Source organism: Leptothermofonsia sp. ETS-13 (assembly GCF_049200465.1).
Lineage (GTDB): Bacteria > Cyanobacteriota > Cyanobacteriia > Leptolyngbyales > Leptolyngbyaceae > Leptothermofonsia.
Genome location: NZ_CP120836.1, coordinates 5243930 through 5268624 on the forward strand (window position 1 = coordinate 5243930; position 24695 = coordinate 5268624).

At 50.4% G+C, this 24695-nt stretch carries 27 protein-coding genes, 2 pseudogenes and 1 riboswitch; of the genes and pseudogenes, 9 read left to right on the top strand and 20 right to left on the bottom strand.

Features of this window, described 5'->3' with window-relative positions:
* Window positions 1-77: 77 nt before the first annotated feature.
* From P4D80_RS23855 to P4D80_RS23870, 4 genes are all read right to left on the bottom strand, one after another.
* Window positions 78-353, bottom strand: a complete 276-nt coding sequence (locus P4D80_RS23855; RefSeq protein WP_421656541.1) for an acylphosphatase — start codon at window positions 351-353, stop codon at window positions 78-80.
* Between the two features lie 140 nt (window positions 354-493).
* Complete coding sequence (locus P4D80_RS23860) at window positions 494-2131, bottom strand: FAD-binding domain-containing protein (RefSeq protein ID WP_421656542.1); 1638 nt, start codon at window positions 2129-2131, stop codon at window positions 494-496.
* A 5-nt stretch (window positions 2132-2136) separates the two neighbouring features.
* Window positions 2137-2511: a response regulator gene (locus P4D80_RS23865; protein WP_421656543.1), complete on the bottom strand. Its 375-nt coding sequence runs from the start codon at window positions 2509-2511 to the stop codon at window positions 2137-2139.
* 461 nt (window positions 2512-2972) lie between these two features.
* Window positions 2973-3935 carry an aldo/keto reductase gene (locus P4D80_RS23870; protein ID WP_421656544.1) on the bottom strand — a complete coding sequence of 321 codons (963 nt, stop codon included), beginning with the start codon at window positions 3933-3935 and terminating at the stop codon, window positions 2973-2975.
* Between the two features lie 235 nt (window positions 3936-4170).
* Between P4D80_RS23870 and P4D80_RS23875 the strand changes: the two genes are divergently transcribed.
* Together P4D80_RS23875 and P4D80_RS23880 are read left to right on the top strand one after the other, a co-directional pair.
* Entirely contained in the window at window positions 4171-5526 is a 1356-nt protein-coding gene (locus P4D80_RS23875; protein ID WP_421656545.1) for a BCD family MFS transporter, read from the top strand.
* A 367-nt stretch (window positions 5527-5893) separates the two neighbouring features.
* Window positions 5894-6721 (top strand): inositol monophosphatase family protein, encoded by an 828-nt coding sequence (locus tag P4D80_RS23880; protein ID WP_421656546.1) that lies wholly within the window; start codon window positions 5894-5896, stop codon window positions 6719-6721.
* A gap of 18 nt (window positions 6722-6739) precedes the next feature.
* Here P4D80_RS23880 and P4D80_RS23885 read toward each other — a convergent pair.
* Window positions 6740-7312, bottom strand: a pseudogene (locus P4D80_RS23885) (cation:proton antiporter); the annotation flags it as partial.
* Between the two features lie 384 nt (window positions 7313-7696).
* Here P4D80_RS23885 and P4D80_RS23890 point away from each other — a divergent pair.
* Window positions 7697-7936: a hypothetical protein gene (locus tag P4D80_RS23890; RefSeq protein WP_421656547.1), complete on the top strand. Its 240-nt coding sequence runs from the start codon at window positions 7697-7699 to the stop codon at window positions 7934-7936.
* Between the two features lie 391 nt (window positions 7937-8327).
* Here P4D80_RS23890 and P4D80_RS23895 read toward each other — a convergent pair whose 3' ends face one another.
* The 11 genes and pseudogenes from P4D80_RS23895 to P4D80_RS23945 all read right to left on the bottom strand — a co-directional run bounded on the left by P4D80_RS23895 (window position 8328) and on the right by P4D80_RS23945 (window position 15405).
* Window positions 8328-8483 (bottom strand): hypothetical protein, encoded by a 156-nt coding sequence (locus P4D80_RS23895; RefSeq protein WP_421655799.1) that lies wholly within the window; start codon window positions 8481-8483, stop codon window positions 8328-8330.
* A 283-nt stretch (window positions 8484-8766) separates the two neighbouring features.
* A complete protein-coding gene (locus P4D80_RS23900) occupies window positions 8767-8898 on the bottom strand; it encodes a hypothetical protein (protein ID WP_421656548.1) in 132 nt (43 codons plus the stop codon).
* An 89-nt stretch (window positions 8899-8987) separates the two neighbouring features.
* Window positions 8988-9431 (bottom strand): bis(5'-nucleosyl)-tetraphosphatase, encoded by a 444-nt coding sequence (locus tag P4D80_RS23905; RefSeq protein WP_421656549.1) that lies wholly within the window; start codon window positions 9429-9431, stop codon window positions 8988-8990.
* Window positions 9432-9637: 206 nt separating this feature from the next.
* A complete protein-coding gene (locus tag P4D80_RS23910) occupies window positions 9638-10420 on the bottom strand; it encodes an ABC transporter ATP-binding protein (protein ID WP_421656550.1) in 783 nt (260 codons plus the stop codon).
* 148 nt (window positions 10421-10568) lie between these two features.
* Window positions 10569-10751, bottom strand: a complete 183-nt coding sequence (locus P4D80_RS23915) for a hypothetical protein (RefSeq protein WP_421656551.1) — start codon at window positions 10749-10751, stop codon at window positions 10569-10571.
* A 43-nt stretch (window positions 10752-10794) separates the two neighbouring features.
* Window positions 10795-11295, bottom strand: a complete 501-nt coding sequence (locus P4D80_RS23920; protein ID WP_421656552.1) for an ABC transporter permease — start codon at window positions 11293-11295, stop codon at window positions 10795-10797.
* A 520-nt stretch (window positions 11296-11815) separates the two neighbouring features.
* Entirely contained in the window at window positions 11816-12862 is a 1047-nt protein-coding gene (locus P4D80_RS23925) for an ABC transporter substrate-binding protein (protein WP_421656553.1), read from the bottom strand.
* A gap of 69 nt (window positions 12863-12931) precedes the next feature.
* Window positions 12932-13225 (bottom strand): GTP-binding protein, encoded by a 294-nt coding sequence (locus tag P4D80_RS23930; RefSeq protein ID WP_421656554.1) that lies wholly within the window; start codon window positions 13223-13225, stop codon window positions 12932-12934.
* On the bottom strand, window positions 13195-13644 hold the full coding sequence (gene hypB / locus P4D80_RS23935; protein WP_421656555.1) for a hydrogenase nickel incorporation protein HypB: 450 nt from the start codon (window positions 13642-13644) through the stop codon (window positions 13195-13197). The genes P4D80_RS23930 and hypB overlap by 31 nt, the downstream gene beginning before the upstream one ends.
* Window positions 13645-13735: 91 nt before the next feature.
* Window positions 13736-14116, bottom strand: a complete 381-nt coding sequence (gene hypA, locus P4D80_RS23940) for a hydrogenase maturation nickel metallochaperone HypA (protein ID WP_421656556.1) — start codon at window positions 14114-14116, stop codon at window positions 13736-13738.
* Window positions 14117-14326: 210 nt separating this feature from the next.
* A pseudogene (locus P4D80_RS23945) lies at window positions 14327-15405 on the bottom strand (agmatinase family protein).
* Window positions 15406-15594: 189 nt separating this feature from the next.
* A riboswitch (guanidine-I (ykkC/yxkD leader) is annotated at window positions 15595-15722 on the bottom strand.
* Window positions 15723-15938: 216 nt separating this feature from the next.
* Here P4D80_RS23945 and P4D80_RS23950 point away from each other — a divergent pair.
* The 3 genes from P4D80_RS23950 (at window position 15939) to P4D80_RS23960 (ending at window position 18374) form a co-directional block, all read left to right on the top strand.
* Window positions 15939-16349: an Npun_F0494 family protein gene (locus P4D80_RS23950; RefSeq protein ID WP_421656557.1), complete on the top strand. Its 411-nt coding sequence runs from the start codon at window positions 15939-15941 to the stop codon at window positions 16347-16349.
* A gap of 55 nt (window positions 16350-16404) precedes the next feature.
* Window positions 16405-17880, top strand: a complete 1476-nt coding sequence (cobQ, locus tag P4D80_RS23955) for a cobyric acid synthase CobQ (protein WP_421656558.1) — start codon at window positions 16405-16407, stop codon at window positions 17878-17880.
* Window positions 17881-18134: 254 nt separating this feature from the next.
* Window positions 18135-18374: a 2Fe-2S iron-sulfur cluster-binding protein gene (locus P4D80_RS23960; RefSeq protein WP_421656559.1), complete on the top strand. Its 240-nt coding sequence runs from the start codon at window positions 18135-18137 to the stop codon at window positions 18372-18374.
* 242 nt (window positions 18375-18616) lie between these two features.
* On the opposite strand, the gene P4D80_RS23965 is transcribed toward P4D80_RS23960, so the two are convergent.
* A complete protein-coding gene (locus P4D80_RS23965; RefSeq protein WP_421656560.1) occupies window positions 18617-19336 on the bottom strand; it encodes a response regulator transcription factor in 720 nt (239 codons plus the stop codon).
* 7 nt (window positions 19337-19343) lie between these two features.
* On the bottom strand, window positions 19344-20084 hold the full coding sequence (locus P4D80_RS23970) for a response regulator transcription factor (RefSeq protein WP_421656561.1): 741 nt from the start codon (window positions 20082-20084) through the stop codon (window positions 19344-19346).
* A 76-nt stretch (window positions 20085-20160) separates the two neighbouring features.
* Between P4D80_RS23970 and P4D80_RS23975 the strand changes: the two genes are divergently transcribed.
* The 3 genes from P4D80_RS23975 to P4D80_RS23985 all read left to right on the top strand — a co-directional run bounded on the left by P4D80_RS23975 (window position 20161) and on the right by P4D80_RS23985 (window position 22265).
* Complete coding sequence (locus P4D80_RS23975; RefSeq protein WP_421656562.1) at window positions 20161-20283, top strand: hypothetical protein; 123 nt, start codon at window positions 20161-20163, stop codon at window positions 20281-20283.
* Between the two features lie 153 nt (window positions 20284-20436).
* The gene (locus P4D80_RS23980; RefSeq protein ID WP_421656563.1) at window positions 20437-21075 is read left to right on the top strand and encodes a CPP1-like family protein; all 639 of its coding nucleotides are present in this window, start codon (window positions 20437-20439) and stop codon (window positions 21073-21075) included.
* A gap of 272 nt (window positions 21076-21347) precedes the next feature.
* Complete coding sequence (locus P4D80_RS23985; RefSeq protein WP_421656564.1) at window positions 21348-22265, top strand: RodZ domain-containing protein; 918 nt, start codon at window positions 21348-21350, stop codon at window positions 22263-22265.
* Between the two features lie 182 nt (window positions 22266-22447).
* Here the strand turns inward: P4D80_RS23985 and P4D80_RS23990 are convergent, their stop codons facing one another.
* Both P4D80_RS23990 and P4D80_RS23995 read right to left on the bottom strand, forming a co-directional pair.
* Window positions 22448-22735 carry an HU family DNA-binding protein gene (locus tag P4D80_RS23990; RefSeq protein WP_421656565.1) on the bottom strand — a complete coding sequence of 96 codons (288 nt, stop codon included), beginning with the start codon at window positions 22733-22735 and terminating at the stop codon, window positions 22448-22450.
* Window positions 22736-23358: 623 nt separating this feature from the next.
* Complete coding sequence (locus tag P4D80_RS23995; RefSeq protein WP_421656566.1) at window positions 23359-24672, bottom strand: hypothetical protein; 1314 nt, start codon at window positions 24670-24672, stop codon at window positions 23359-23361.
* Between the last annotated feature and the right edge of the window lie 23 nt (window positions 24673-24695).

Here is a 24695-nt window from a genome sequence, read left to right on the forward strand (position 1 = left end):
AAAGATTAATAGGCAAAAACACTGAAATTCTGACAATTTCGTTACAGTCCTCAGAAAGTTCACGAACTGCGCCTTTGTTACCGCCGGATTTCGAAGCGCTTCAGACCTTCCGGTGCTTCATATTCCACGCCAACCTCATCCACGATTGCCCCACGCGGCCCCTGATGACACCAGCGAATCATTTCCTTAACCGATTCTCTGGGTCCCTCAAAAACTGCTTCCACTCGTCCATCGGGTAAATTTCGCACCCAACCCCTCACCCCAAGCTGGAGCGCAACATTCTGGGTCGTAAACCGATAGCCAACTCCCTGAACAATGCCAGAGATAAAAGCGTGGGCGCGAATGAGTTCCATGAGTTCCCGTCCTTTTTTTCTTTCCTATCCTCAGCCTGGTGGCTATCGCTATAAATTGATCGTGAACAAAAAAGGGTCGTGAAAGTCTGACGGAAAAGTTCTTTCACAATCTAAATCGGATCGCTATAGACTCCTTCTTTTTACAGCAAACTCAATTGTTCATCTTCGGCCACCTTTGGTTTCCTTCGAGGCAACTTACGGGGAACGATCTCGACATGGGCAACAAACCAGGTGCGCAGAGCTTTTGCCTGTTCCAGATCCAGCGATTCCAGGTTGAGGGGAGGAGGGAAGAGTTCGGGCTGGGGAACTGCCGCCCAACGGACTTCGCTGGGGAAGCGATCGGCACCAAAAGGCATGATATCTGCGGGGAAGCGGGCCAGAAAGGGCACCACATTTTCCTGATTCAGAAAGACCTTGCGCTGACGTTCCAATTGCTCAACCCGGCGCTGGCGTGCCTGTTTATAGTCCAGGATGGGAGCGGGATAACCTTGAACGGAGGGCGGGGTACCCAGGCAACTGACGGGTAGATGCTCCAGTTCGGGTACCCAACGTTTGATAAACGTTCCATCGGGATCGCAGCGGTCTACGGCGACTTGTTGAGGATTGTAGATGCGAGTCCAGGTTTTGTCGACGCAGTGGGTAACGCCGCATTGCATAGCCCACTGGTAATGGTCAATCGGGCAGTCGCCATCAATCAGGTGCCGCATGAAGTGGAGTGCTCCAAAGCGCCAGTCCATACCCAACAGGTTACTGAGAAAGCTGGCATAGAGGGCGCGACTACGGAAATTGAGTTCTTTCCAGCCGCCGGTTGCTTTGAGGCAGCGGGCAGCGGCATCCACAATTGGAAACCCGGTCTGGCCTTCCTGCCATGCCTGGTAAAGGGTCTCATCGAAAAACCAACCGTTCTCATCAAACACCTGGTAAAGCGATCGCAACTCTAACTGAGGCATGTAGCGAAACCGCTGTGCAAAGCCATTGCCCCAGCGAATGCGAGAGATGAGTTGCTTACAGCTCCGTTGCACGCGCAGGTCTGGAGAGGACTCCAGTTTTTGCGCCGCCTGGAAACATTCACGGGCAGAGATGACGCCAAATTTAATGTAGGGGCTGAGGCCAGTGGTTGCAGTGGCTGCCGGGTAGGAGAGTTGCCAGTAGTAGCGATCGCTCTTCTCAGCCAGAAACTCTGCCAGCAAATCACGGGCGGCTTGCGTACCTCCTGGTGGAATGGGCTTGTGGTCAGGAACCAATCCTAAGTCTTGCAAGGTGGGGAGAGGTTCGCTGAACACATCCGATGGCACTACCACTCGACTGGGCGTTGGCACCATTTCAGCCTTCATTTCTGCGTACCACAGATCCCGGTAGTGGGGGTAGGGAATCAGGTCAGGTGTGGTGCCAGATGGCTCAAACCAGCGAATTTTGAGGCTCAGGCGGGAAAGTTCCCGGTTTAGACGGGCATCCCGTACCCGACCGTAAATGCGCTCAAAGTCGATATGGGCATAAATGCCTTCTGCTCCAGTTTCATGGATTAATTGGGGTAATACTTCAACCGGGTCGCCATGACGCAGAATCAACCGTCCGCCGCGATCGCGCAAATCCTGATCGAGCGATCGCAAACAGTCCAGCATAAACGCGACCCGTGCCACTGCCGTTTCAGGATGATGCAAAAGCGCCCGATCCAACACAAATACGGGAATCACTTCCCCCCGTAGCGCCGCCCGGTGCAGGGGAGCATGATCCGCAATGCGCAAATCTCGCCGAAACCATACGATAGTGCGGTTCATTAGGATTAATCTTTTGTCTGATTCAGGAGCTTCTTTACTGCATCCAGTAGGTCCGGAGGATGGTAAGGCTTGGTAATGTAAGCATCGGCTCCTTGTTTCATGCCCCAGTACACATCAAACTCTTCGCTCTTGCTGGTACACATCACAACGGGAGTATGCCGGGTTTTCGGGTCATTTTTGATCCAGCGGGTCAGCTCGTAACCGTTCTTGCGGGGCATTACAATGTCGGTGATTACCAGATCGGGAGAGTGGAACTTAATTTTTTCCATCGCCTCTTCGCCATCGACTGCTTCAATGACGTTGAAGCCACCCCTTTTCAGCTGTTCTGAGAGCATCTCTCGTACAGTGTGGCTATCGTCAACAATCAGAACAGTGCTCATACTCCTATCAGTTCGATGGTTGGAGGAAGGTAAAGGGTTAGTCTAGTGTGTTGGCAATCTCAGTTAGGGGAACGATTAACCAGGAAGCCCCTTTCTCTAAAGAGACTACACTGTCGTCTCATCTATTTTCTCAAAGCTCATTTGCTGAGATAGAATTCCCATTCCATCCCCCTGAGGCATCGTACCATTTAGCACTGCTTAACATGCTAGAAGTTGTTACAGCGATCTTTCTTGAAAGAAGAAAGAGAAAAGAAAGGAGAACGGAGAATGGAAAATGGGAAGGTAGAAAAACAAAACTTAAAACTCAAAACTTATCCACTCCTCTAAGTAGATAGTCATCCTTAATTAGTAGAGGGGAGAGTAGGGGGCTACGCCCCCAGGCAGGGGGGGCACCCCCTCCACCCTCGAAATTTTCCTTCATTTAATTGCGCCTAGCTACTTACTCCTTTCACCCGGCTTCCCTATCGCCAGGGGCGACTGACCTGATTAATCTCCTCAATTTCATCCGGGGCCAGGCTCCATCCTAAAGCGCCAGCATTTTGTTTGGCCTGTTCGGCATTCTTAGCTCCAGGAATGGGGATAACTCCGCCCTGGGCGATGAGCCAGTTAAGAGCAACCTGGGCAGGGGTGCGCTGATGATTTTCGCCAATTTTTTGAAGGGTATGGATAACAGGGGCGATTTTTTCTAGGCCTTCGGGGCTGAAGCGGGGATCGATGCGGCGCCCCCCTCGAAGAGATCGTCTGGCATCTCCAACATACTTACCGGTCAATAAGCCCTGTGCCAGCGGACTGTAGGCCAGAATGGTTACCCCCAATTCACGGGCGGTTTCTAGAATGCCATTCGTTTCAATTTGACGGGATAGCAAAGAATAGCGAACCTGGTTGACGGCGAGGGGAATTCCTCTGGCAGTCAGAAATTTATGGGCCTGCCGCATTTTTTCAGCCGAATAGTTGCTGATGCCGATCGCCTCAATTCTGCCCTTTTCTACTTCGTCTGCCAGGGCGTTCATTAAGGTGCGCTGTCCCATTAAGAAATCAAGGGGCGCGTGAACCTGATAGAGGGCAACCTTATCGACCTGGAGCCGCTTTAAGCTGGCCGTGAGGGCATCGACTACGGCCTGGGCATTGAACCGCCAGGGAAATGGAAAGTATTTGGTTGCAATATGGACGGGGCGATCACGAAAGCGTGGCTCCGCCTGCATAAACTTCCCAATCAAGCGCTCTGACTCACCGAAACCGTAAACTTCAGCCGTATCAAAGAAGTCAATTCCGGCCTCTAAAGCAGCGTAGAAAGCTTCCTGCACCTGCTTTTCGTCGTAATCTTTGCCATAAGCCCAGAACAGCTTATCTCCCCACGACCAGGCACCAATACCAAGGGGTTTTACTTTAGGTCCATCAGGTCTTAGCGCGATCGCATCCACCATCCAACTCTCCTGTTACAAATTGAAAAGGGTTTCCTTTACGATTTTTAATATATCTAAGTCTAACGCCGTGATTTGAGGCATGGAGCCTTATTCTGGTAGATGCAGGAATGCACCTACTGAAACAACTCTGGTAACTCAGATTTAGAAAAACTCCCACACTATTATGGAATCCAGCAATTTTTCAGACTCCCCCACCGCATCTGTAGCATCGATGCCGCGAGTCAACCTTTTTACTATGTTGCGGCTTGGTCTGCTTCAGCTTGGACTGGGCATGATGTCCGTCTTGCTGTTTGGGTTGTTAAACCGGGTGTTGATTAAGGAACTGGGCGTTCCAGCCACGATCGCCAGTGTGGTTCTGGCCATCACTCTGTTTGTGGCACCCGCTCGCATCTGGTTTGGGCAACTTTCAGATACCAGACCCCTGTTCGGTTTGCACCGCACAGGTTATGTGCTGTTAGGAGCCGTGAGCTTTGCCGTAATTGCGTTTGTCGCGGTGCAGGCAATGTGGCAGGTAGGAACCAGTCTGGAAGCTTTTGGCTGGAGTGGAATGACCTATGCCTGGACAGTAGTATTAGCGGTACTGTTTGGATTGTATGGCATTGCTGTCGGTGCCTGTTCTACCCCATTTGCAACCCTGCTGGTGGATGTTACGGATGAGGAAGATCGCTCCAAAATTGTTGGGGTTGATTGGTCAATGCTCATCGCTGGCACCATTGTTGGGGGCATCACCATTGGCGTGATGCTGAGACAGCTAGGAACCGATCCCTCCCTGGCTCAGTTACAAAGCAGCATTAATCGGTTGTTTGTGGTGGTGCCGCTGGTGGTAGTGGGGTTGGCGTTGGCAGCCACCTGGGGCATTGAAAAGAAGTATTCGCGCTATTCGTTGCGATCTCATATTGCCGATCCCACCCAGGAAATTACCCTCAACCGGGCTTGGCGCATCCTGACCGCTAACCGCCAGACCCGTTTTTTCTTCTCCTTCCTGATCGTGATGACGATGGGGCTGTTCCTGCAAGACGCGATACTGGAACCTTATGGGGGTGAAATTTTCAAAATGCCCGCCGGGGCAACTGCTACTCTGAACGCCTTTTGGGGCATAGGTACCCTGATTGGCATTCTCGGTGCGGGTTTCTGGTTGGCTCCCCGCTTTGGCAAACGCCTAACCGCCCAAATCGGCTGTCAGAGTGTCGTGCTATCCCTGGTTCTGGTAGTTCTGGCTGGTTTCTCTGGTAATCCTAGGTTCTTGCAACTGGTACTGCTGATATTTGGGTTGGCCTCTGGCATTACCACTACGGGTTCTGTAACCCTCATGCTTGACTTGACGGCTGCCGAAACGGCTGGTACCTTCATTGGAGCCTGGGGGCTGGCTCAAGCCCTTGCCCGTGGTCTGGCAACGGTCATTGGCGGTGCAACCCTCGACATCGGCAGAAAGATGGCAACGAACGTGGTGCTGGCCTACGGTTTTGTGTTTGCCCTGCAAGCCCTCTTTATGATTGTGGCGATTAGCTTGTTGAGACGGGTGAGTGTGCAGGAGTTCCAGATGAATGCGAAGGAAGCGATCGTTGCTGTAATTGGGAGCGATCGGGATTAACTATGTCGATCGGGATTAACTATGTATGGAAACTGCCGGTATGGAAAGCCTTGTCATCCATCTCCACTTTTTACAGATGAAGCAGCCCCTAACTGATTCAGGACAACCAGGGTATAAGGGATGAGAGATTAGGGGCTAGAAAAGATTTGATTTCTGAATTTGGGGTTTTCCTCCTACACCTCTCTAACAACTATTGCGATCTTTCTTAAAAATTAAATGGGGTGAAAGGGTTTCACCCCTACATGGGTGCGAAGCCCCCAACCCCCCTTGTTGACAAACTATTTGTGAACGCTATAACAGCCAATAACTAAACAATGGGCCTGGCCCCCTCGGTATCTGACACCCACCTAGCGTTTATCCCCCTCAAATGGACTTCTGGACTCAAATACTTGATTTTACCGAAACTACCACCCATCGGGTAGGAGAGCGGTTGCTGAATGATTTTGGGCAGGTGCAGGCCGCGGAAAAGGCGGATGGAAGTTTAGTGACCCAGGCAGATAAATGGTCTGATGAAGAATTGAGGCGGGCGATCGCCCAAACCTTCCCCAACCATGGGGCTCTTAGTGAAGAAGTCGAGCATATCTTCCCCGATACCAAATGGTGTTGGATTATTGATCCCCTGGATGGCACCACTAACTTTGCCAGAGGCTTACCCCTGTGGGGCATTTCCCTGGGATTGCTCTATCGAGGCACTCCAGTCTTCGGCTATGTCCATCTGCCACCCTTAAATCAATCCTTTTATGGCTACTGGTACGGCAACTCTGGATTGGAAGGACCGACGGGAGCTTTTCTCAACCATCGTCCGATTCATACCAGTCCTGATGACGTTTCTCCCAACCATTTCTTCAACCTCTGCGCCCGTAGCACCTTTGTTCTGAAAAATCCTTTTCCGGCCAAGATCCGAATGCTGGGTGTAGCAACCTACAACTTACTAACCGTCGCTGCTGGCTGGTCTTTAGGTGGCGTTGAAGCCACACCCAAGATTTGGGATATTTCAGCAGTGTGGGCGATCGTCCAGGCCGCTGGTGCCATCTGGACTCCCCTCGAACCCAACCCCATCTTCCCCCTCAACCCTGGTCAGAACTACAGTCACCGAGCTTACCCTACCCTGGTGGTTAGCAAGCCTGAGTTAGTTTCTACTTTCCTACCCCTAGTTGAAGCAGTGGGAACGAGCTTACCTAAACCTTACGCATGACCTCTAAAACCTGGCTCCCTACTCCGACTCGGCCAGTTCCGGTTGCAAGATCTCTGGCTCGACAACCACAGACTCTAAACTACTGCCATTCAAACTGGCAACAGAAGCATCTGCACCGGCCCCTTCCCCGATAGAAAAGGCCCAGCGTAGAAGGGGTGGAGCTAAGAACGTGGTCAAAATCACCATCACAATAATGGCCGCATTCAACGCATCACTCAGGACTCCAGTGGAAGCCCCAATCGCCGCAAATACCAGACCCACCTCACTTCTAGGAACCATCCCAACCCGGATCACCAGTCGATTAATTTCCGGTTGACCAAACATACCCAGCCCTGTCACCACCTTGCCGGCAATGGCCACCACCATCGAAAACGATGCCATGATTAACCCTTCCCAGTTCTCTGGCACCAACGGATTCAAGACGCTAATATCCATGCGGGCACCCACAACTACAAAGAAAACAGGCATGATGGTATCAGCAACAGGAGCCACCTGTTGTTGCAATTCCTCTCGTTTTTCGGTTTCGGCTAAAACCAGACCTGCTGCAAATGAACCCAGAATTGTCTCCAAATGAACCATTTCAGCTAAATATAGCTCTACGCAGGTGCGTTCGGACATTGGAATTAGAGAGGGAGTTGGGGCTTCGCCCCCAGCCAGGGGTTCCACCCCTGCACCCCCTCCTAACCATAATGACTACCGCTATATCATCTGGCGGCAGGAGGGCGCGTTTTGCTGCAAGGGGTCACTTTGACGAAAACACGCCCCCTTCCCCACTTATACTTGGCACTGGGGCGTGACCCTGTTTCGCCTCAACTCTGGCTGCTGGTCAGTGATGAACCTGTCTCACTGCAAACGTTTTGAGCATACAGCGAACAGTTTCAAATCGAAGAGGAACTGCTTGATGAAAAATCGAATAGATTTTACCTGGAACGTTCTGAGATTCGCTCTGTTCCTGCTCTTTCCCGTCTCTGTCTGGTGCTTGCTGTGACCATGCTGCTGTTAAGTGTGCAGGGGCAGCATGTCGTCATGTCCGGGAAACGGCGGTGGGTCGATGTGCATTGGAAGCGGGGCAACAGCTATGTTCGCATTGGCTGGAATTGGCTCAGGGGTTGCTTACACAAAGACTGGGCATTGTTTCCCTCTATTGAGTTGCAGGGGGAGACGCGATCCTGCTCCCGCAATTGCATCCAAAAAGCAAGCTCAACGGCAACCTAAACGAGAATTTACTGTCCAGTCTTACCAATTCGTTGCCTGCAATTTGTCAGTCAACCAGGTTCTGGAGTGAGAGGGAGTGGGGGCGAAGCCCCCACTCCCTCTCTAATTCCCCCCACTCCCTCTCTAATTCCAATGTCCGAACACACCCGCGTAGAGCTATATTACTTGAGTTGCTTCCAGCCTTGGTGGGGGAAGGCAGATCCAGACTCAACTTTTGACCCGAATGCGAAAATAGTTGGTAGACCTCCAAGCGAACACTACTACTGCCGTGGCGTAGTACCCGCCCAATCAAGGGAATGGCACATCCCCGGTACTGAATCGATCTGCGAATCGGGCAGAACTCGTCCCATAACATCGTCGTGTCTTCAATTAAGGTAATTTCAGAAACGCCTCACTGGGCTAATGCGGCTGCAAGCAGCGGACTGTAGTAGGCTCGTTGGACATGGATGCGGCTATTGGGCAACCAGCGACTGAACGGCGTGGATGGCTTTGGGCGAATTTTGCTCGACTCTGCACGTAAACACCCCATTGGGTCTGGCTGATGCATTCACTACAAATCAGTTCACCATCCACAAATCAGTTCACCATCCAAATCAGGGGTTGCAGATGCCGTTGATCAGCCCATTGAGTGGATTGACCCAGAAGGTCCCATAGCTGGGGAGGTTCGCATGGTTCAGTTGTGTTTGTGTGGTAACTTTCATACTAATCCGCGAGTGCCCTTTTACTAAGGGCTTAGCCTCCCTCCTTTTTAAGTTTTGTCAGTCAATCAGCAACGTCCCTTAAAAGAGACAATTCCATAGTTATTCACCATTAACAAAAAGTATTGTTGTTTACAGGGCTGACGCATTTTGCCAAAACTCTGGAGGCTTAAGCGCTAACGTGGTTCGTGAGGTGCAGTCCGGGTCAGTTTGCAGCAACGCCCAAACTCCTTTAGCTCGGATGGCGCACTTCTGCTTCGTCAATGTTAGTTGATCGGTGGATTGCCCGGGTGCTGATCACGGTGAAATAGTGCGGTATCAGGGTGATGTTGAGGCGTTGGATTAGAGGTGTTTCAGACAAAAGAATGATTTACCAGGTATCGGTGCGTGTCTACCAGTACCTGTTTACCACCGGCAAAAGTGAGAAGGGCGATCGCTCCCTCAAAGTCCAGCCAGGTATAAGCTCGAATTTCTTCCCTCTGGTACTTCACTGTTGCCGATTGCACCAACGCTGGAAAGTAAATCACGGTTTTGCGGAAGCGTTCTCCGCGCCGGGTGAAGAAGTACTGCTCTGAAAACGACACCCCATCCAGCACAATATAGTCTTCAATTCCCGTCTCTTCGACAAATTCCCGGCAGGCTGCCTGTAAAGCAGATTCACCCGGATCGGCATGCCCCTTTGGAAATCCCCAATGTCCTGCATGGTGCTGAACTAACAAGAACTGGTAGCCATGATTCCCACGGAGAATTGGAACGATTCCAAATGCCTCATCCTGGGCAAATTTCGAACCCGTCATAGTCGATCTATATATGCGGTAGTGATTGTGGTTAGGACGGGGTGCAGGGAGGAACCCCTGGCTGGGGGCACTGCCCCCACATCCCCTTTAAGCCCAATGTCCTAACGCGTTTGCGAGATCTATACGTGCTGTCACCCTACCGTTATAGCCGCAGGTGCCACGGGCAGTGCAAGGAAATGAGATTTGCTTGGAAAACCCCTTGATTCTTATGCTACAATAGCGGCTTCGCTGGCTTCCTTGCCGTGACCCCGCAACAAATCCATCAGTTCATCCCGGTAATCATGAAAGGTGGAGTGGCGTTTAACATGGTGCGTCCGTTCAGGTAGGGTAATTTGGATTTCACGCCGCACAGTTCCGGGGCGGGCACCAAGCGCATAGATCCGGTTAGAAAGAAAGACGGCTTCTTCAACATCATGGGTAATCATGAAAACCGTCAGATTGGTACGGGCCCAGAGGTCAAGCATAAACTCGTGCATGGCTTCTTTGGTGTGAACATCCAGAGCGCCAAAGGGCTCATCCATCAGGAGTACTTTAGGTTCTGAGGCAAGGGCGCGGGCGATCGCGACCCGTTTTTTCATCCCACCCGACAACTCCTTCGGCAGGGATTGGGCAAACCTCGATAGACCCACCACGTTGAGATAGTAACTCGCTTTTTCACGCCGTTCTTTCTTTGCAATACCTTGCAATTTCAGCCCAAATTCCGTGTTGTCCTGCACATTCATCCAGGGATAGAGGGTGTAGTGTTGAAAAACCATGCCGCGATCTGGCCCTGGTCCGGTCACACGCTTACCATCAACTTTCACCTCTCCGTTAGTCGGCATGTCCAGTCCAGCAATTTGCCGCAGTAGGGTAGACTTGCCTGACCCTGACGCCCCCACTGCACAAATAAATTCACCCCGTTGGATGCCCATATTGATGTCCTTTAAGACAACCAGCGTTCCCCCCCTGGTACTAAAGTGTTTGTGCAGACTGTTGATTTCCAAAAACATGGGTTAATCCTCTGGAGAATGGAGTTTATTGAGATGGAGTTGTGTAAAAGAGCTACTGACTTAAAAATCAGAGATCTGGGGAATCGGTATCAGCGGCCAGGGAATAGGGGCTAAAGCAACAGCCAAGGGCTAACAGCCTAAATGAGTGCTACCGCTTTTGGGATGCCCAACTGCAAGACACTTTGAGTAAGTACTGGAATAGCATGTCAAATGCCAAACCAATGACGCCGATAACAATGAAGCCGACAAAAATTTCATCTGTCTTGAGAAACCGCTCGGCAACACTAATGCGGCGGCCCAGACCTTCGGTAGCGGCAATCAGCTCAGACACAATGACCAATTGCCAGGCGGCTGCAAGGTTAATGCGGCAGGCGTCAATGGAGAACGTAGGGAAAGATGACCTGGAGTAGGGTCTGTAAGCGATTACCTCCCAGAGTGTAGGTCGCTTCGATTAAATCTTTGGGAACAAATTTTACGGTGTCCATGACTATCAGGGAGTTGAAGAAGAAGACACCAATGAAGATCAGCATGATCTTGGGTTCTTCGCCAATGCCCAGATACAGAATCAGCAGGGGAATAAAGGCTGGAGCAGGCATGTAGCGCATGAGCCCAAACAGAGGTTCCAGCAGAGCCCGAATGCTAGGAAAACTGCCCATCAACACTCCTACCGGAATCGAGCAGATAGCCGCTAGCAGGAAACCAACACCCACTCGCCACAAACTTGCGATCGTATCTTTTAACAGTTCGCGGGTACTCCACAACCGCCCAAATGCCCTTGCCACATCGGCGGGCGACGGCAAGAACTTAGGATCAACATTCCCAAAGGTGGTGACTAACCACCATAGAAGCAGGAGTAGCCCGATAGATGTGACCATCAAAGTCGTTTGCAGGGGTTTGGGAATATCTTCGGCAAGCCGCCAGAAAACATCGAAACCGGATTTTGACTGGGGAGGGGAGGGGTAAATGGGTAAGTGGGTAGATGGGTAGATGGGTAGATGGGTGGATGCGTTCTGAGTTGAAGGAGAAAGGGAGAGTTTTGAGTTTTCAGGTGTACTGAATAGTGACTAACGACTGTGGATGCTGGTGGGTCAAGGACTTCGTTGGCTTTTTTGGCGTAGGCGTTGATGATTTGATGAAGCGATCGCCGATTGCTATTGCCTGTGGAGTTGTCGTTCCCTAACACAACTACCTGATCAGCCGCAGCAAACTATTACAGCAAAACGAAAGTTTTGTTAGCATGGGGGGCCACCCCTGCCTAGGAGCTGCGCCCCCATTCCCTCTTCTTACAATTAATTGGGTGCAGCTACCTATATGTACGGCAGAGTAATGGAATAAGAGAGTCAGAAGCCAGAGGAAAAAAGATTTTGGCTCCTAGTTTCTGAATTCTACCTTCCATCAGGACTTCTTAGTTTTCTCTGCGTAAGCTTTGATGAAACGATTGTCAAATAGATTACTGAGGTCAGGTTTTGTTTTTGCCAGCCCAACTTCCATTAGAAAACTTGACATCTGCTCCGCTGCAAATTGCAGTGAAGTCATACTGTTGCCCGGCTGAAAGGCTTTCAGGTTGTCTTCGATGGTGAAGATTTGTGTTCCGGTAGCATAGTCTTTGTATTCGTCCACATATACTCCAGCCCGTTTTGCCATAATTTCAATGGAGCGGTCTGGATTTTTCTCCATGTAATCCAGGGTGGCAAACCAGGAATCAACCATGGCCTGCACCTGGCTAGGATGTTCGTTCACAAACTTGCGGGTAAAAACCAGGTGATCGGGGATGGCCCCTGGGAAATCTTTGGAGCTGAAGAGTTCTTTACTGCCAGGACGCTTGAGCGCCTGGGTGGTAAACGGAGCAAATACACCAACGGCATCAACCTGCCCGGCGACAAAGGCCGCCGCTGCCTTTCCTGTTTCAAGCGGAACGAAGGTAATGTCTTTTGGGCCTAACCCTTCTTTTTCTAAACCCAGCAACAGCAAGAAATGATCCACAGTGCCTTCTTCAGCAGCAACCTTTTTGCCCTTTAAATCTGCGATCGCATTAATCCCCTCCCGGACGATGATCTTGTCGTTTCCTGTAGAGTTGTCGTTGACCAGAACAACGACCTGATCCGCCCCACCCGCGACAGAGCTGATGGTATCGTTTAAAGTCTGGGAGTTGGCGTCAATTTGTTCAGCAGCTAGAGTGCTAATTGATTCCAGATAGCCATCAAACCATTTCAAATCCACAGCAACTTTATTGGCCTCAAAAATCTTTTCATCCTGGGCAACCTGCCAGGGAAACCAGCCGGGGCAGGCACTAAACCCCAACCGCACCGTTGTTTCTTCCGCTGGTGCAGGTGAGCTTCCAGTTTGAGTGGATACCTGACTGGCAGGATTGGTGCAACTTACAGTCAGAACCAGACTGATTAAAAACAGGGCAACACAGGACAGGCGCGATCGCAATTTCATAGCAACTACTCACAAAAGAACAGAAGAACAATCAACAGAAGAACAATCAAAGGACTACCCCAGTCATTTTTACTCTGCAACTGGGGTAAGGGCTGCTGGCGAGGCCGCTACGGTAGCCTGCACCCAGGCAAACCAGTCTTCTAACCCTGTGCCAGTCTTGGCAGAAACCGGAATGATGGTGACGTATGGATTAATCTGGCGGATGTTAGCCTCCAGTTGTTGTAGGTCAACATCCAGATAGGGAGCCAGGTCTGTTTTGGTGATCAGTAAACAGTCGGCTTCCCGAAACATAATGGGATACTTGAGGGGTTTGTCTTCTCCCTCGGTAATGCTCAGGAGGGCAACTTTGGCATGCTCACCCACCTCAAATTCCGCCGGACAAACCAGGTTACCAACGTTTTCCACCAGCACCAGATCAAAACCAGATCAAAGGTTGATGGGTCATGCTCATGCTCTAAACGATGGATACCACCCGCTACCATCTTCGAGTCCAGATGGCAGGAACGCCCTGTGTTGATGGCAATTACAGGAACTCCATAGTGGCGCAGGCGATCGGCATCCAGTTCCGTCGTCATGTCTCCCTCAATTACTGCAATCTTGAGCGAGGGGGAAAGAGCTTCCAGAGTTTTTTCTAAGAGAGCCGTCTTTCCTGCCCCTGGACTGCTCATCAGGTTAAGACAGGTAATCCCCCAGGCATCGAAGTGGGTGCGGTTATGGTCAGCTCCTTCCTGGTTAGCATGGAGCAAGTTAATACCGAGGGCAGTGTCAATGGTTTGGTACATAAGAAAAGTTTTCAGTTTCGAGTTTTGAAGACTACAGTCAACAGACAACCAGCCTTCCTTCTTCCTTCTTCCTTCTTTCTTATCCCAGCCCCTAATCCCAGCCCCCTCCTGGCTCCTTTACCTTTCCGGCATATTCCACGCGATCGATCTTCAGTTCCCGTCCCGAACGGATGTCTTCCATGGGCGATCGGCAATCAGGGCAGGCATATTGAATCCCAATTTCAGGGCGATATTCTTGTTGACATCGGTGACAAAAAGCTATCAGCGGGATTTCCTGAATCTCCAGGGTTGCTCCTTCCAGAAAGGTGCCACGAGTTTGTACCTCAAATGCAAATTGCAAACTCACAGGCTCGACACAGGTAAATTCGCCCACTACCAGATGAACTTTAGAGATTTGTAGGGTTTCGGATTGAGATGTCAGCCAATCGCTTAGGGTGACAATTAGAGCCCTGGTCATGTCAACTTCGTGCATGGTGAGAGTGGGGAGTAGGGATAGGGAGTTATGAATGATGAGTTTGGAGTTCTAAGGTACAAATCTAAATTCAGAACTTATAGCTGTCGCCCGATTGCTTAGGACCTTGGCTTTAAAGGGGGTGTGGGGGCTTCGCCCCCAGCCAGGGGTGAAACCTCTGTACCCCGTCCTAAGCCTGGTGGCTATAGCTATAAAACTCAAAACAACTCTTCAAGTCCATGCCTGATCCACGCTCATATTGGCTTCTGCATGAATGTAGGCAGGTTTTGACTGGCGTGGGAGTTGCCCAGAGACAACCAGATGCGCCATCGTGTCGCAAATGACGCGGGTTGCCATTAGAGCCGTCATATCGCTGACATCGTAGGGGGGAGAAACTTCCACAACTTCAATGCCGCAAACAGGGGCTTTTTGAACAATTTTGCCCAGCAGAGACAGGGCTTCGCGGGGAAGCAAGCCACCTGGTTCAGGCCAGCCAGTACCAGGCACGAACCCAGCGTCAATGCAGTCAATATCAAAGCTGATCCAGACACAGTCGGTGCCATCAAGCGCCCGTTCCAAGGCAAAGTCAGCGGCTGCATCAATCCCCCGTTCCACAATGTCGGTCACGGTGAGGATATTGGTCATCCGCTCCCGGCAGACCTTTACCCCTTGACGGGGCACTTGCCAACCGCCAATGCCTAACTGCACCAGGTTTTTGGCGGGGGCGTTGGCCATGTTGGTGGCGTGGAACCAGGGGCAGGTGTGCATCCGCTCGTCCAGATCGGTTTCTTGTGTATCGGCGTGGCGATCAAAGTGAATGATGCCCACTTTTTTGTCCCCTAAATGGCGACAGATGCCTCTTACCGTGGGAAATCCAATGGAGTGATCACCCCCAGAATGATAGGAAACGCCCCAGCGGCAAAGATGTGGGCAATGCCTTTGGAAATTTGATCGAAGGACTTCTCGTTGTTCGCAGGAATGGTAAAGATATCGCCGACGTCACAGAGGGTGATCTGTTCTCGCAGGTCTACGCCCAGTTCAAAGTTGTAAGGAGTATAGAGGGCAGAGATGCGGCGGATGCCCTGGGGTCCAAAACGGGTACCTGGACGGTAGGTGGTACCAGAGTCATGGGGAACTCCGACGATCGCCACATCGTATTCCCCAACCCGACGCACATCTTCCAGGTAGGGAGCTTTCAGGAAGGTGTTAATGCCAGCAAAGTGGGGAAGCTCGCCGCGAGAGAAGGTAGGAATGGAGCGATCGCGAATACTGGCAGCTGCTTCTAACCCGTACTCTAAACCTTTTGTCACTTCCTGCTGCTAGCCAGTCAAGGGGGAGTTGGCTCTCTCGCTCCACGGCACGGCTCGCTTCTGAAGGAGGTTGAGGGGAAGAATCTGGGCTGCGGAACAAAGGATTGTCGGTCATAATCACATCAATCAGAACAGAACAACTTCAACAGAAAACCCGGCAGAGAAGCAACTATTTTGTCAAGCTGCCATCCCTCCCGGGCTTTTCTCCCGCCGTGTAGCTATGATCATTGGCCATTGCAAGCCTTCACCACAGCCTGCCTCTCTCGGACCAAACACTCGGAAAATAAGTCAGAGCTGGAACCCTAGAGGCATTTGATTTTTATAAAGTTATATTGTGACTAGGTTTAGCAAGAAAGTGATCCCAACTTTGTATCAGGAGCAACATAATGCCAGGATTTTGTGTAGAGTAACCTTGATGATGAGAAATACCTTTTGCATAGGGAAAACGCATAAAATATAGGATTGTTAGCATTCATTTATTAAAGTTTTTGTTCACACCAGTTTTTGTTCACACCAGTTCATTGCTTTTCCAAATGACTTCTGCCTCTAAGCCTCGTCCATCGATTCTTTATCCCAGCCAAACAATTGAACGGGCAGAGCGGGCAATGCGGTGTACTCCCCTTCAGCTAAAGTTACTGGTCACAATGGTTAATCAGAGTGTTTCCCTAATAGCGATCGCAGGCCAGGCCGGTCTACACAACCAGTACACCCATAAACCCCTGTCTGAAATGGCCGCAGAAAATGAACTACTATGGCTCATTCAGGTTGGGTTACTGCGGCGTGAAGTAGACGGTCAGGGTTTAACGGATAGCTTTCGGCTTACACCACTGGGGCGTCAACTGGTGCAGAAGTGGCAGGAGAGCCAGGACCCTGCTTGCTCTCGACCGACTTTCCGCGATCGCTTTTATAATGCTCTGGACCGCTGGCTACGACTGCCTATTTGAGAACAGATGAGATGAAAGTCGCCACCATCCCTTAGCACTCTCACGAGGGGATTTAATGAAAGCCATCATGATTGTGGGAACAACCTCCCACGCCGGAAAATCGCTATTGACTACTGCCATTTGCCGTATCCTGAACCGACGGGGTTGGCGAGTTGCGCCCTTTAAGGGACAAAACATGGCACTCAATGCCTACGTCACACCCAGTGGCGGCGAAATTGGGCATGCTCAGGCTGTGCAGGCATGGGCAGCAGGAATCATGCCCGCGGTGGAAATGAATCCTATTTTGTTGAAACCCCAGGGTGACATGACTTCCCAGGTCATCATCAAAGGGAGAGCCGTGGGTAAGGTTGGCGCAGCCGACTATTATGAGCAGTTTTTTGAGATGGGTTGGCAGGCGATTGAAGAGTCCCTGCGTCGGCTGGGCGAAGAATTTGATTTGATCGTCTGTGAAGGGGCAGGCAGCCCGGCTGAAATCAATATCAAGCACCGCGACTTGACCAATATGCGAGTGGCTAAGTATCTCAATGCCCCCACGCTTCTGGTGGTAGACATCGACCGGGGGGGAGCCTTTGCCCATGTGGTTGGTACGCTAGAACTCCTGGAACCGGATGAGCGCGAACTGGTTAAAGGGATTGTGATCAACAAATTTCGGGGGCAGCGATCGCTCCTCCAATCAGGCATTGATTGGCTTCAGGAGCGTACTGGCATTCCTGTCATTGGTGTTATTCCCTGGATCGAGCAATCCTTTCCCGCTGAAGATTCCCTCAGCCTGTTTGACAATCGTCCCGCCAACCCAACTGGAGATATTAATATCTCAGTCATCCGCCTGCCGCGGATCTCCAACTTCACAGATTTCGACCCCCTTGAAGCTGAGCCCACAGTTTCGGTGAAATACATTAGTCCCAGACAGCCTATTGGGCACCCAGACGCTCTCATCATCCCCGGCTCTAAAACCACGATCGCTGACCTGATCGTTTTACATAAAACAGGAATGGCAGAGGAGATCAAGAACTATGTAGCCGCAGGTGGAACGGTTCTGGGTATCTGCGGCGGATACCAGATGTTGGGCAAAATTTTGGCCGACCCAGAAGGTATTGAAGGCCAGGAAGGACGATATAAGGGGCTGGATCTGTTGCCTCTGAAAACAGTCATTGCTGGACAAAAAATTGCCCGCCAACGCCAGGTCACCTCTAACTTCCCCCAGGAAGGACTGCCGGTTGCTGGTTACGAGATTCATCAGGGCAGAACTCGCCCCATTGAAGCGGAGGCCAACGATACTGAACCGCTGTTTGATGACCCCAACCTGGGTGTGGTAGACCCCAGCCAGTCGGTCTGGGGGACATACTTGCATGGAATCTTTGACAACGGCCCCTGGCGCCGGGCCTGGTTAAATCGCCTGCGGCAGCAGCGGGGATTAAAAGCGCTTCCAACTGGAGTTTCGAACTACCGGGAACAGCGTGAGATGGTTTTGAATATGCTGGCAGATAAGATCGAACCCCACCTGGATTTGACACTTCTATTGCCCTCTTGATATAGGTGTTAGGTGGTTTGTGGAGTAAGGAACAGATGGATGAGGGCAGTGCCTGAATGCCTGGCCAAGGCGAAAGGAGCGGATGGGATATTCAAAATGGGGGATTCAGTACAAAATAAGCGCACCCGAAAGCTCTGGCGCGCTTAATATCCCTAACCCTTTCGGTGCAACGTACCCGTTTGTCCTTGATCCATACAGTAAGGGCTAAGTATCCAAAAAGCTCTTTCCGTTTAGATATTCTTTAGAATCCTATTATGAGTGTTTGCATTCACTTTCTGCCAGATGACATCCAGATTAAAGCAGAGCCTGGAGAGCCTTTGCTTCAGGTGGCTGCGCGTGCGGGTGTCACGATCCCAACGGGATGCCTGATGGGTTCCTGCCACGCCTGTGAAGTGGAAATCGATGGCGAAGAGTCAGTATGCAGTTGCATTAGTGCGGTGCCTCCAGGGCGATCGCACCTCACCATTAATCTTTACTGCGACCCCACCTGGTAGCCCACTGTAACTCACACCCTTGAAAAGGGCTATAGTAGTCCGCCAGGATAGATTTGAGGGATAGCTCAAATCTATAAAATCCATTTCCAGAAAAATCCATTTCCAGAGTGTTTTGAGGGGTTGAAAACCCCTCAAAACCGTATTGACAGACCAGTAGACATAAGTACTTATTTGGGGTTGAAGCTTCTCAAACCTGACCCCTTTCCTTGCAGAGCTTCGGAGAAGGTTTGGGGAGAGGTCACTCACGCGCTTTCCCCCTGCTGACCCGTATTCGCTTCAAACTTATACCCAACTCCTCGCACCGTGTGAATTAGTGTTGGTTGGCTAGTATCAACTTCAATTTTTTTGCGGATCTGGCCGATGTGTACATCTACCACTCGCGGATCCCCAATAAACTCATGTTCCCAGACTTCTTGAATCAACTCTGCCCGCGTCCAGACTCGACCCGGATGGCTGGCCAGAAAGTAAAGTAGCTTAAATTCCAGAGCCGTCAGATCAACAATTTCATCATTTAGCTTCGCTTCGTAGCGGATCGGATCAATCACCAGATTGCCGAATGTAAGGGACTTTTGTTCCAGAGACTTGCGATCGCGAATCCGCCGCAAAATTACCTCAACTCGAACCGCCAGTTCTTCCAGGTCGAAGGGCTTGGTCATATAGTCATCTGCCCCCTGGGAAAGCGTTCGTAACCGAATCGTCTGGTCGGTTTGACTGGTTAACATCAAAACACAGACATTGGTGCTATCCTGCATGTCCCGGCAAAGCTGAGAACCGTTAACATCTGGCAAATTGATATCGAGGATGACCAGGTCAGGATCAAACTGCTTGAACAGTGCCATCGCACTTTTGCCGTCTTCAGCCGCCTGAATCTGGTAATTCTGCTTATTGCCCAAAAACCGGCAAATCAGATTGCGGATTGCCGGATCATCTTCAACAACAAGAATCTTTTTGCTAGGGTCCATAGCCATCCTATTCTATTAATCTGCCCGATGAAGCGGACTCTTGCTTCAAGCTACTGGGAGCTTCAAACTTGTACCCCACACCTCGAACTGTTTGAATGAGCGTTGGTTGGCTGGTGTCCACCTCAATCTTCTTACGAATCTGACCAATATGAACATCCACAACCCGCTGATCGCCCACATACTCGTAATCCCACACTTCCTGAATCAGTTCAGCCCGCCGCCAGACACGTCCAGGGTGGCTTGCCAGAAAGTGCAGCAAATCAAATTCTAAAGCGGTTAGTGGCACAATATCCTCGTTTAACTTCACTTCCCGTCGAACCGGATCAATTACCAGTTTGTCAAACTGAAGACACTGCTGTTCAACCGTTGTCACAATTCTCTGCCGCTTTAAGATTGCCCCCACCCGAACCCCCAGTTCTCCTAAACTAAAAGGTTTGGTAATGTAATCGTCTGCTCCCTGAGAAAACCCTTTGATCTTGTCTGCCTCATCGGTGCGGCTGGTCAACATTAAAACAAAGACCCCTGTACGCTCCTGCATTTCTTTGCAGAGGTTATAGCCATTGGCATCAGGTAAATTCACGTCCAGAATGACCAGATCAGGATTGAACTGCTCAAAAATTGTCATAGCCGTTTTCCCATCTTCGGCAGATTCCATTTGATAATTCTGCTTGGTCAGGAATCGATGAATCAAATTTCGAATCGCAGGATCGTCGTCAACTACAAGAATCTTGGCAGGAGCCATAGCCATAACCTTGTGTTTAAAGAGAGGAGGAGCGAATAAGTCGTTGACTTGAAATAGCACACCCGCCCTTGAGTAAGGAAGTATGCTTTACCAATCCAGTGTTCAAGTCGGTGAAGTATCCAATATTCTAGACGCATTGTCAGCCAGTCGCCTCATGGAAGGCATGACCCGTAGTCGTGAATCTGACGTTTGTGTACCCTGCTAATAGAATCTTTTCTATTTTTGTTATACAGAACATACACCCTCCATCAAAAATAGTATGCCCCAGCCTATCTCAACAATTGTTTGGTTTCCCTAAAATGGCTTGTGAACAGATGTCAGACTGAGTTAGGTTTGTAGGAGGGTAGAGTAACCAGCAATGAGTGGTCAAAATCCATACGAACAGCTTGGGGTCACGGAGGCTTCTAGCTTCGAGGAAATTCAGGACGCGCGTAATCGCTTGTTTGCACAGCATCAGGGCGATCACAAACAGCTTGAGCTAATAGAGGCGGCTTACGATGCCGTTTTAATGGATCGTCTGCGGTTACGGCAGGAGGGCAAGATTAAGGTTCCTGACCGAATTCGGTTTCCCGAAAAAATGATCCAATCGCCCCCCAGCCCGACACCGACTCAGGCTCCTAACAGCCCCAATTGGTTACAAAGCCTGGTGGATACTCCTTCCCGGATTGATATTTTGCTGCCAGCGGTCATTTTAGCAATTTTGTCAGCACTGATCATTTTCTACAATCCCTCTTCTCCGGCAGGGCTGCAGCAGGTTCTTCAGGCATCCCTGGTGGTAGGTGGGGGGTCAAGTTTTTATTTCCTATTTCGTAAGGAGCGGAAACTGGGGCGATCGGTTCTGCTGAGTTTAGTCGGGTTAATTGGGGGATTGATATTAGGGTATTTACTGGGCACTGCTCTTCAGGCTCAGTTGTTGAGCATTGGTATCAGACCAGATATCTTTGCAACGGTAGTCACCTTTTTTATCCTGTGGCTGATTAGCAGCTTTCTGCGTTAGCTCTGGGAGGCTTTATAGCTGGCACCAGGCTGCTCAGGACGCTGGTTAAGGGGATGTGGGGGCTTTGCCCCCAGCCAGGGTTCCACCCCACACCCCATCCCAAGCCTGGTGGTTAAGGATTACTTTATTTTGCGCCTGCTTTACATTTCTTCATGCCTTTCCCTATGATATGACGATGCCAAAATCAGTATCGTCGCAGTTGATGGATTCAGTGGCGCTATTTTTATTTCACTGGGATTGAAATAGAACCCTTGGAAACAGCAGGAAGACCTATGAAAGCAGAAAGTTCAATCCAAATTGAGAAACTGAAGCAGATATCAGACTACCTGCATAATGAACGGGAGCGCCAGGCAATCTCGTTAGAGGAAGTCGCTGTCAAGACCTTTATTCCGTTACGCCTGCTACAGGCCCTGGAACAGGGCCAGGTAGAGCGGCTTCCAGAACCCGTATTTGTGCAGGGGTTTATTCGTCGCTATGCCGATGCTCTTGGTCTAGACGGGATGGCCCTTGCCAAAACTTTTCCGGTGGAACCGCCACCAGCCGCTCCCCATTCACCAGAGCCGGAATCTCTCAAAGCTGAATCTGCTATAGAGAAACTGTCAGGGGAGATCGTTGCTTCTGTTGTTAGCCCCCCTCATTCCCCAACCTCTCGTACCAGAGTACCCCTACCTTATGTAGTGTCAGGTTCAGTCGCTGTTGTGTTGCTGGCGGCGGGAGCCTTCAGCCTGTTTAATCGGCCTCAAACCGCAGGTAACTCTGTTACTTCCCAGGAGGGGACGATCGCCCCTTCCACCACACCCAATCCCCAAACCAGTATTGAACCGACGCCATCCGATGCGCAATCCCAGCCATCCCTAACGGCTCCTTCCGAAGCCAGTCCAACGCTTGCACCAGAACCTTCTGCTCAGGAATTGCCAATCGACGGGCCGGTCGAGGTCGCGATCGACTTGAGGGATGGAGACTCCTGGATGGAAGTTGTTGTGGATGGCAAAACCGAATTTGAAGGCACCCTCAAAAAAGGCACCCAGAGAACCTGGACAGCCGAAAAAAACATTTTGCTGATTTCTGGAAATGCTGGAGCGGTTTATGTTACGTACAACCAGGGTGAGGAGAAAAAACTGGGCAATCTGGGCGAAGTAAAAGAAGTCACATTTCCTCCAAAATCGGAAGCTTTAAGCCAGACTAATTAGATTTTTTCTCGGCGACAGAGAACGGAGTATCTTCAGCCCGGTGCCAATCATCGCAAAAATTTGCGCCTCTGCGATTCTGCAAAAGCGCCAGCCACAAAAAAACTTCGATAGGCTTTCAACTACCGAAACTCCTTGACGAATCTGTCAAAACCTGGATAACCCACCAGAGCCTGGTTGACAGGTTACTTTTTCATTGTTTCCAGTACTTTTTCCCTGAATTGCTTCCCTGCACTGAAGGCAGGAACCCTGGTTGCAGGAATTTTGATGGGCTTGCCGGTAGAAGGGTTGCGCCCTTCACGAGCCTGACGGTCTCTTGCTTCAAACGTACCGAAACCAACCAGAGTTACCTTTTCTCCTTTGGCAACAGTATCTAGAATGACTTCTAACATCGCTGTCAGCACAAGGTCGGCGTCCTTTTTGGTGACGTTTGCTTTGGCAGCGATTTGATCAACGAGTTCGCCTTTATTCATCTTTCAAGAGCCTCACAATGATTGCTGTGATTATACTTGAGGCTTTTGAAAGTGCAACATATTGATTACTTAATGAAAAACAAAGTCGGTTCATTATAGATAAGCAGGGATGGATACTGACCAGAGCCAGGCATCCTATATCTGCTGCTGAGATGCCAGAACAGGCTGCTAGCAAGGGTCTCAGATTTTGAACATCAAAGAATGTGGTTGCAGATTAAGGAGATTTTTCTATTCCAGGTTGAGCTGGGCAAAGCTGGAAATTGTTTCAGATTGTCTCTTTGCTGCCAGACTTAAACCGCTGCCAGACTTAAACCATGGATGGCGTCACTGTCTGAAATGTTGTCTCTGCGAAACAAATACTACACGAAAACAGTGTGTAGCCATTGATCCGCGTTAAAGTTACAATTCCTTCAGTGCATTCAACTACGCGATAAAAATTGCCATTTTCCGCAATTAGAACATCTCCCAGGCAGATTTTCATGTCGAACGTTTTTGTTAAACCAGTAAACTAATACTCAGGGTCTATAAAGATATTCTTAGTATCACTTGATACCGGTTCATCTTGCGATCGCTTTTGTAAAGAATTACACCAAAACGATGAATTGAGTTTGATGATTCCGGGGCTAATGCTCCTGGCTCAGGCGTCGTTGCCACTCGGCATCAATCCTATTGGTTTGTTCCAGTTCTTGCTCAATCAGGTCGCGCTCTGTGGTGTATGCCAGATCCTTCTCGTGAATGATGGTTTCCAGAGCGTATTGTTTGGCAAAGCCTATTTTCTCCTGGAGGTGTTCATCCGCCTCGTTCAATCTGATGGCCCTCTCCTGGCGCTGCTCATTACGGGTGGCGATCGCCCGGTTGCGCCACTGTATCCAGAAGTAGCGAATTAGCGGTACTGCCAGAAATGCCGTACCGTATCCCAACAATACCCAATAGATCGATTGGACAAAGGCAACCAGTCCGCCAATTTGAGCGGCGACAGTTCCATCTGCCAGCAGGCTGCCCAAGGCCAGGGCCCCTACCAGGTTAACTGCACCTAACGCGATCGCCAGAATAATTTGCCCCGCACTGGCCCGGCTGAATCGCCAGGGAAATTCTTTTAAGTAAGCAGCGATGGATTGATAGCCGCGATCGCTGGCCGAGGTTTGCAGTTCGGGAAAATGGTAAATGATTTCGCCCTTTGGACTGACTTCGGGTTGTCCATTAAACCGGGCTAATACGGGTAGCATGTAGCTTTCGTACTCACGGTCATACCCCGTGCTCACGTCATCCAGATAGGGGGCAATTTGCTCAGCGACAACCGCCCCACGATTATTACGAATGACAGTACCAATGGCTTTCCACCGCCGTTCTTCCAGGTCTGCATTCGGGTTGCCATCTCCAAACAGAAACGAAAACACCGCCTCTAAAAAGTTCATTGACGGTTTTTCATCGAAGTGAGAAGGTTGCTGCCGTTGATACCGGCGGCTGTAATAGTCTGGGTAGAAGATATAGAAAATATCAGGGCTAAACCAAAAGTTGGGAATGAAAACCATTCCACCATCAGAGTCGCGACTGCTATCGCTATTCTGGTTAGCAGAGTTTAGCGCAATCAGAATGATGGTGATGGCTGTAATGATCAGAAAGATGGAGACAATGAGGATAATCCCGAAGGAGATGCGGATCAGGTAGAACAGTACCTTCCAAACGGCATCCCACCACTCTTTTAACCGTAGCCGCAGATATTTGCTCCGTAAGATCGCCCGAAAGTTTTTGGGGAAACAGTATACAATCTCGCCCGACTCTGCGACTTGCAGGTTGCCCTCAGCATCTGAGGCAAGTGCCAGCAATCCCTGCTGCGCCAGATTAACATCCAGACCCGCTTCGGCCGCAACGTCGCCAACGGTGACCCGATAATTCAGCCGCTCAACGGCTTGCATAATGTTAGGGTTCAGAGTCATGCCTTTCTCCCAAAATGTTGAGA

What these genes read in the sequence shown, in the direction of transcription:
- P4D80_RS23985 (WP_421656564.1), top strand. Translation starts at nt 21,348, where the DNA reads ATGAAAGCAGAAAGTTCAATCCAAATTGAGAAACTGAAGCAGATATCA.
- P4D80_RS23970 (WP_421656561.1), bottom strand. Translation starts at nt 20,084, where the DNA reads ATGGCTATGGCTCCTGCCAAGATTCTTGTAGTTGACGACGATCCTGCG.
- P4D80_RS23960 (WP_421656559.1), top strand. Translation starts at nt 18,135, where the DNA reads ATGAGTGTTTGCATTCACTTTCTGCCAGATGACATCCAGATTAAAGCA.
- P4D80_RS23860 (WP_421656542.1), bottom strand. Translation starts at nt 2,131, where the DNA reads ATGAACCGCACTATCGTATGGTTTCGGCGAGATTTGCGCATTGCGGAT.
- P4D80_RS23875 (WP_421656545.1), top strand. Translation starts at nt 4,171, where the DNA reads ATGTTGCGGCTTGGTCTGCTTCAGCTTGGACTGGGCATGATGTCCGTC.
- P4D80_RS23975 (WP_421656562.1), top strand. Translation starts at nt 20,161, where the DNA reads ATGCTTTACCAATCCAGTGTTCAAGTCGGTGAAGTATCCAATATTCTA.
- P4D80_RS23950 (WP_421656557.1), top strand. Translation starts at nt 15,939, where the DNA reads ATGACTTCTGCCTCTAAGCCTCGTCCATCGATTCTTTATCCCAGCCAA.
- P4D80_RS23865 (WP_421656543.1), bottom strand. Translation starts at nt 2,511, where the DNA reads ATGAGCACTGTTCTGATTGTTGACGATAGCCACACTGTACGAGAGATG.
- P4D80_RS23990 (WP_421656565.1), bottom strand. Translation starts at nt 22,735, where the DNA reads ATGAATAAAGGCGAACTCGTTGATCAAATCGCTGCCAAAGCAAACGTC.
- hypB (WP_421656555.1), bottom strand. Translation starts at nt 13,644, where the DNA reads ATGTACCAAACCATTGACACTGCCCTCGGTATTAACTTGCTCCATGCT.
- P4D80_RS23880 (WP_421656546.1), top strand. Translation starts at nt 5,894, where the DNA reads ATGGACTTCTGGACTCAAATACTTGATTTTACCGAAACTACCACCCAT.
- P4D80_RS23995 (WP_421656566.1), bottom strand. Translation starts at nt 24,672, where the DNA reads ATGACTCTGAACCCTAACATTATGCAAGCCGTTGAGCGGCTGAATTAT.
- P4D80_RS23895 (WP_421655799.1), bottom strand. Translation starts at nt 8,483, where the DNA reads ATGCATCAGCCAGACCCAATGGGGTGTTTACGTGCAGAGTCGAGCAAA.
- hypA (WP_421656556.1), bottom strand. Translation starts at nt 14,116, where the DNA reads ATGCACGAAGTTGACATGACCAGGGCTCTAATTGTCACCCTAAGCGAT.
- P4D80_RS23920 (WP_421656552.1), bottom strand. Translation starts at nt 11,295, where the DNA reads ATGGTCACATCTATCGGGCTACTCCTGCTTCTATGGTGGTTAGTCACC.
- P4D80_RS23855 (WP_421656541.1), bottom strand. Translation starts at nt 353, where the DNA reads ATGGAACTCATTCGCGCCCACGCTTTTATCTCTGGCATTGTTCAGGGA.
- P4D80_RS23965 (WP_421656560.1), bottom strand. Translation starts at nt 19,336, where the DNA reads ATGGACCCTAGCAAAAAGATTCTTGTTGTTGAAGATGATCCGGCAATC.
- P4D80_RS23910 (WP_421656550.1), bottom strand. Translation starts at nt 10,420, where the DNA reads ATGTTTTTGGAAATCAACAGTCTGCACAAACACTTTAGTACCAGGGGG.
- P4D80_RS23870 (WP_421656544.1), bottom strand. Translation starts at nt 3,935, where the DNA reads ATGGTGGATGCGATCGCGCTAAGACCTGATGGACCTAAAGTAAAACCC.
- P4D80_RS23905 (WP_421656549.1), bottom strand. Translation starts at nt 9,431, where the DNA reads ATGACGGGTTCGAAATTTGCCCAGGATGAGGCATTTGGAATCGTTCCA.
- P4D80_RS23925 (WP_421656553.1), bottom strand. Translation starts at nt 12,862, where the DNA reads ATGAAATTGCGATCGCGCCTGTCCTGTGTTGCCCTGTTTTTAATCAGT.
- cobQ (WP_421656558.1), top strand. Translation starts at nt 16,405, where the DNA reads ATGAAAGCCATCATGATTGTGGGAACAACCTCCCACGCCGGAAAATCG.
- P4D80_RS23980 (WP_421656563.1), top strand. Translation starts at nt 20,437, where the DNA reads ATGAGTGGTCAAAATCCATACGAACAGCTTGGGGTCACGGAGGCTTCT.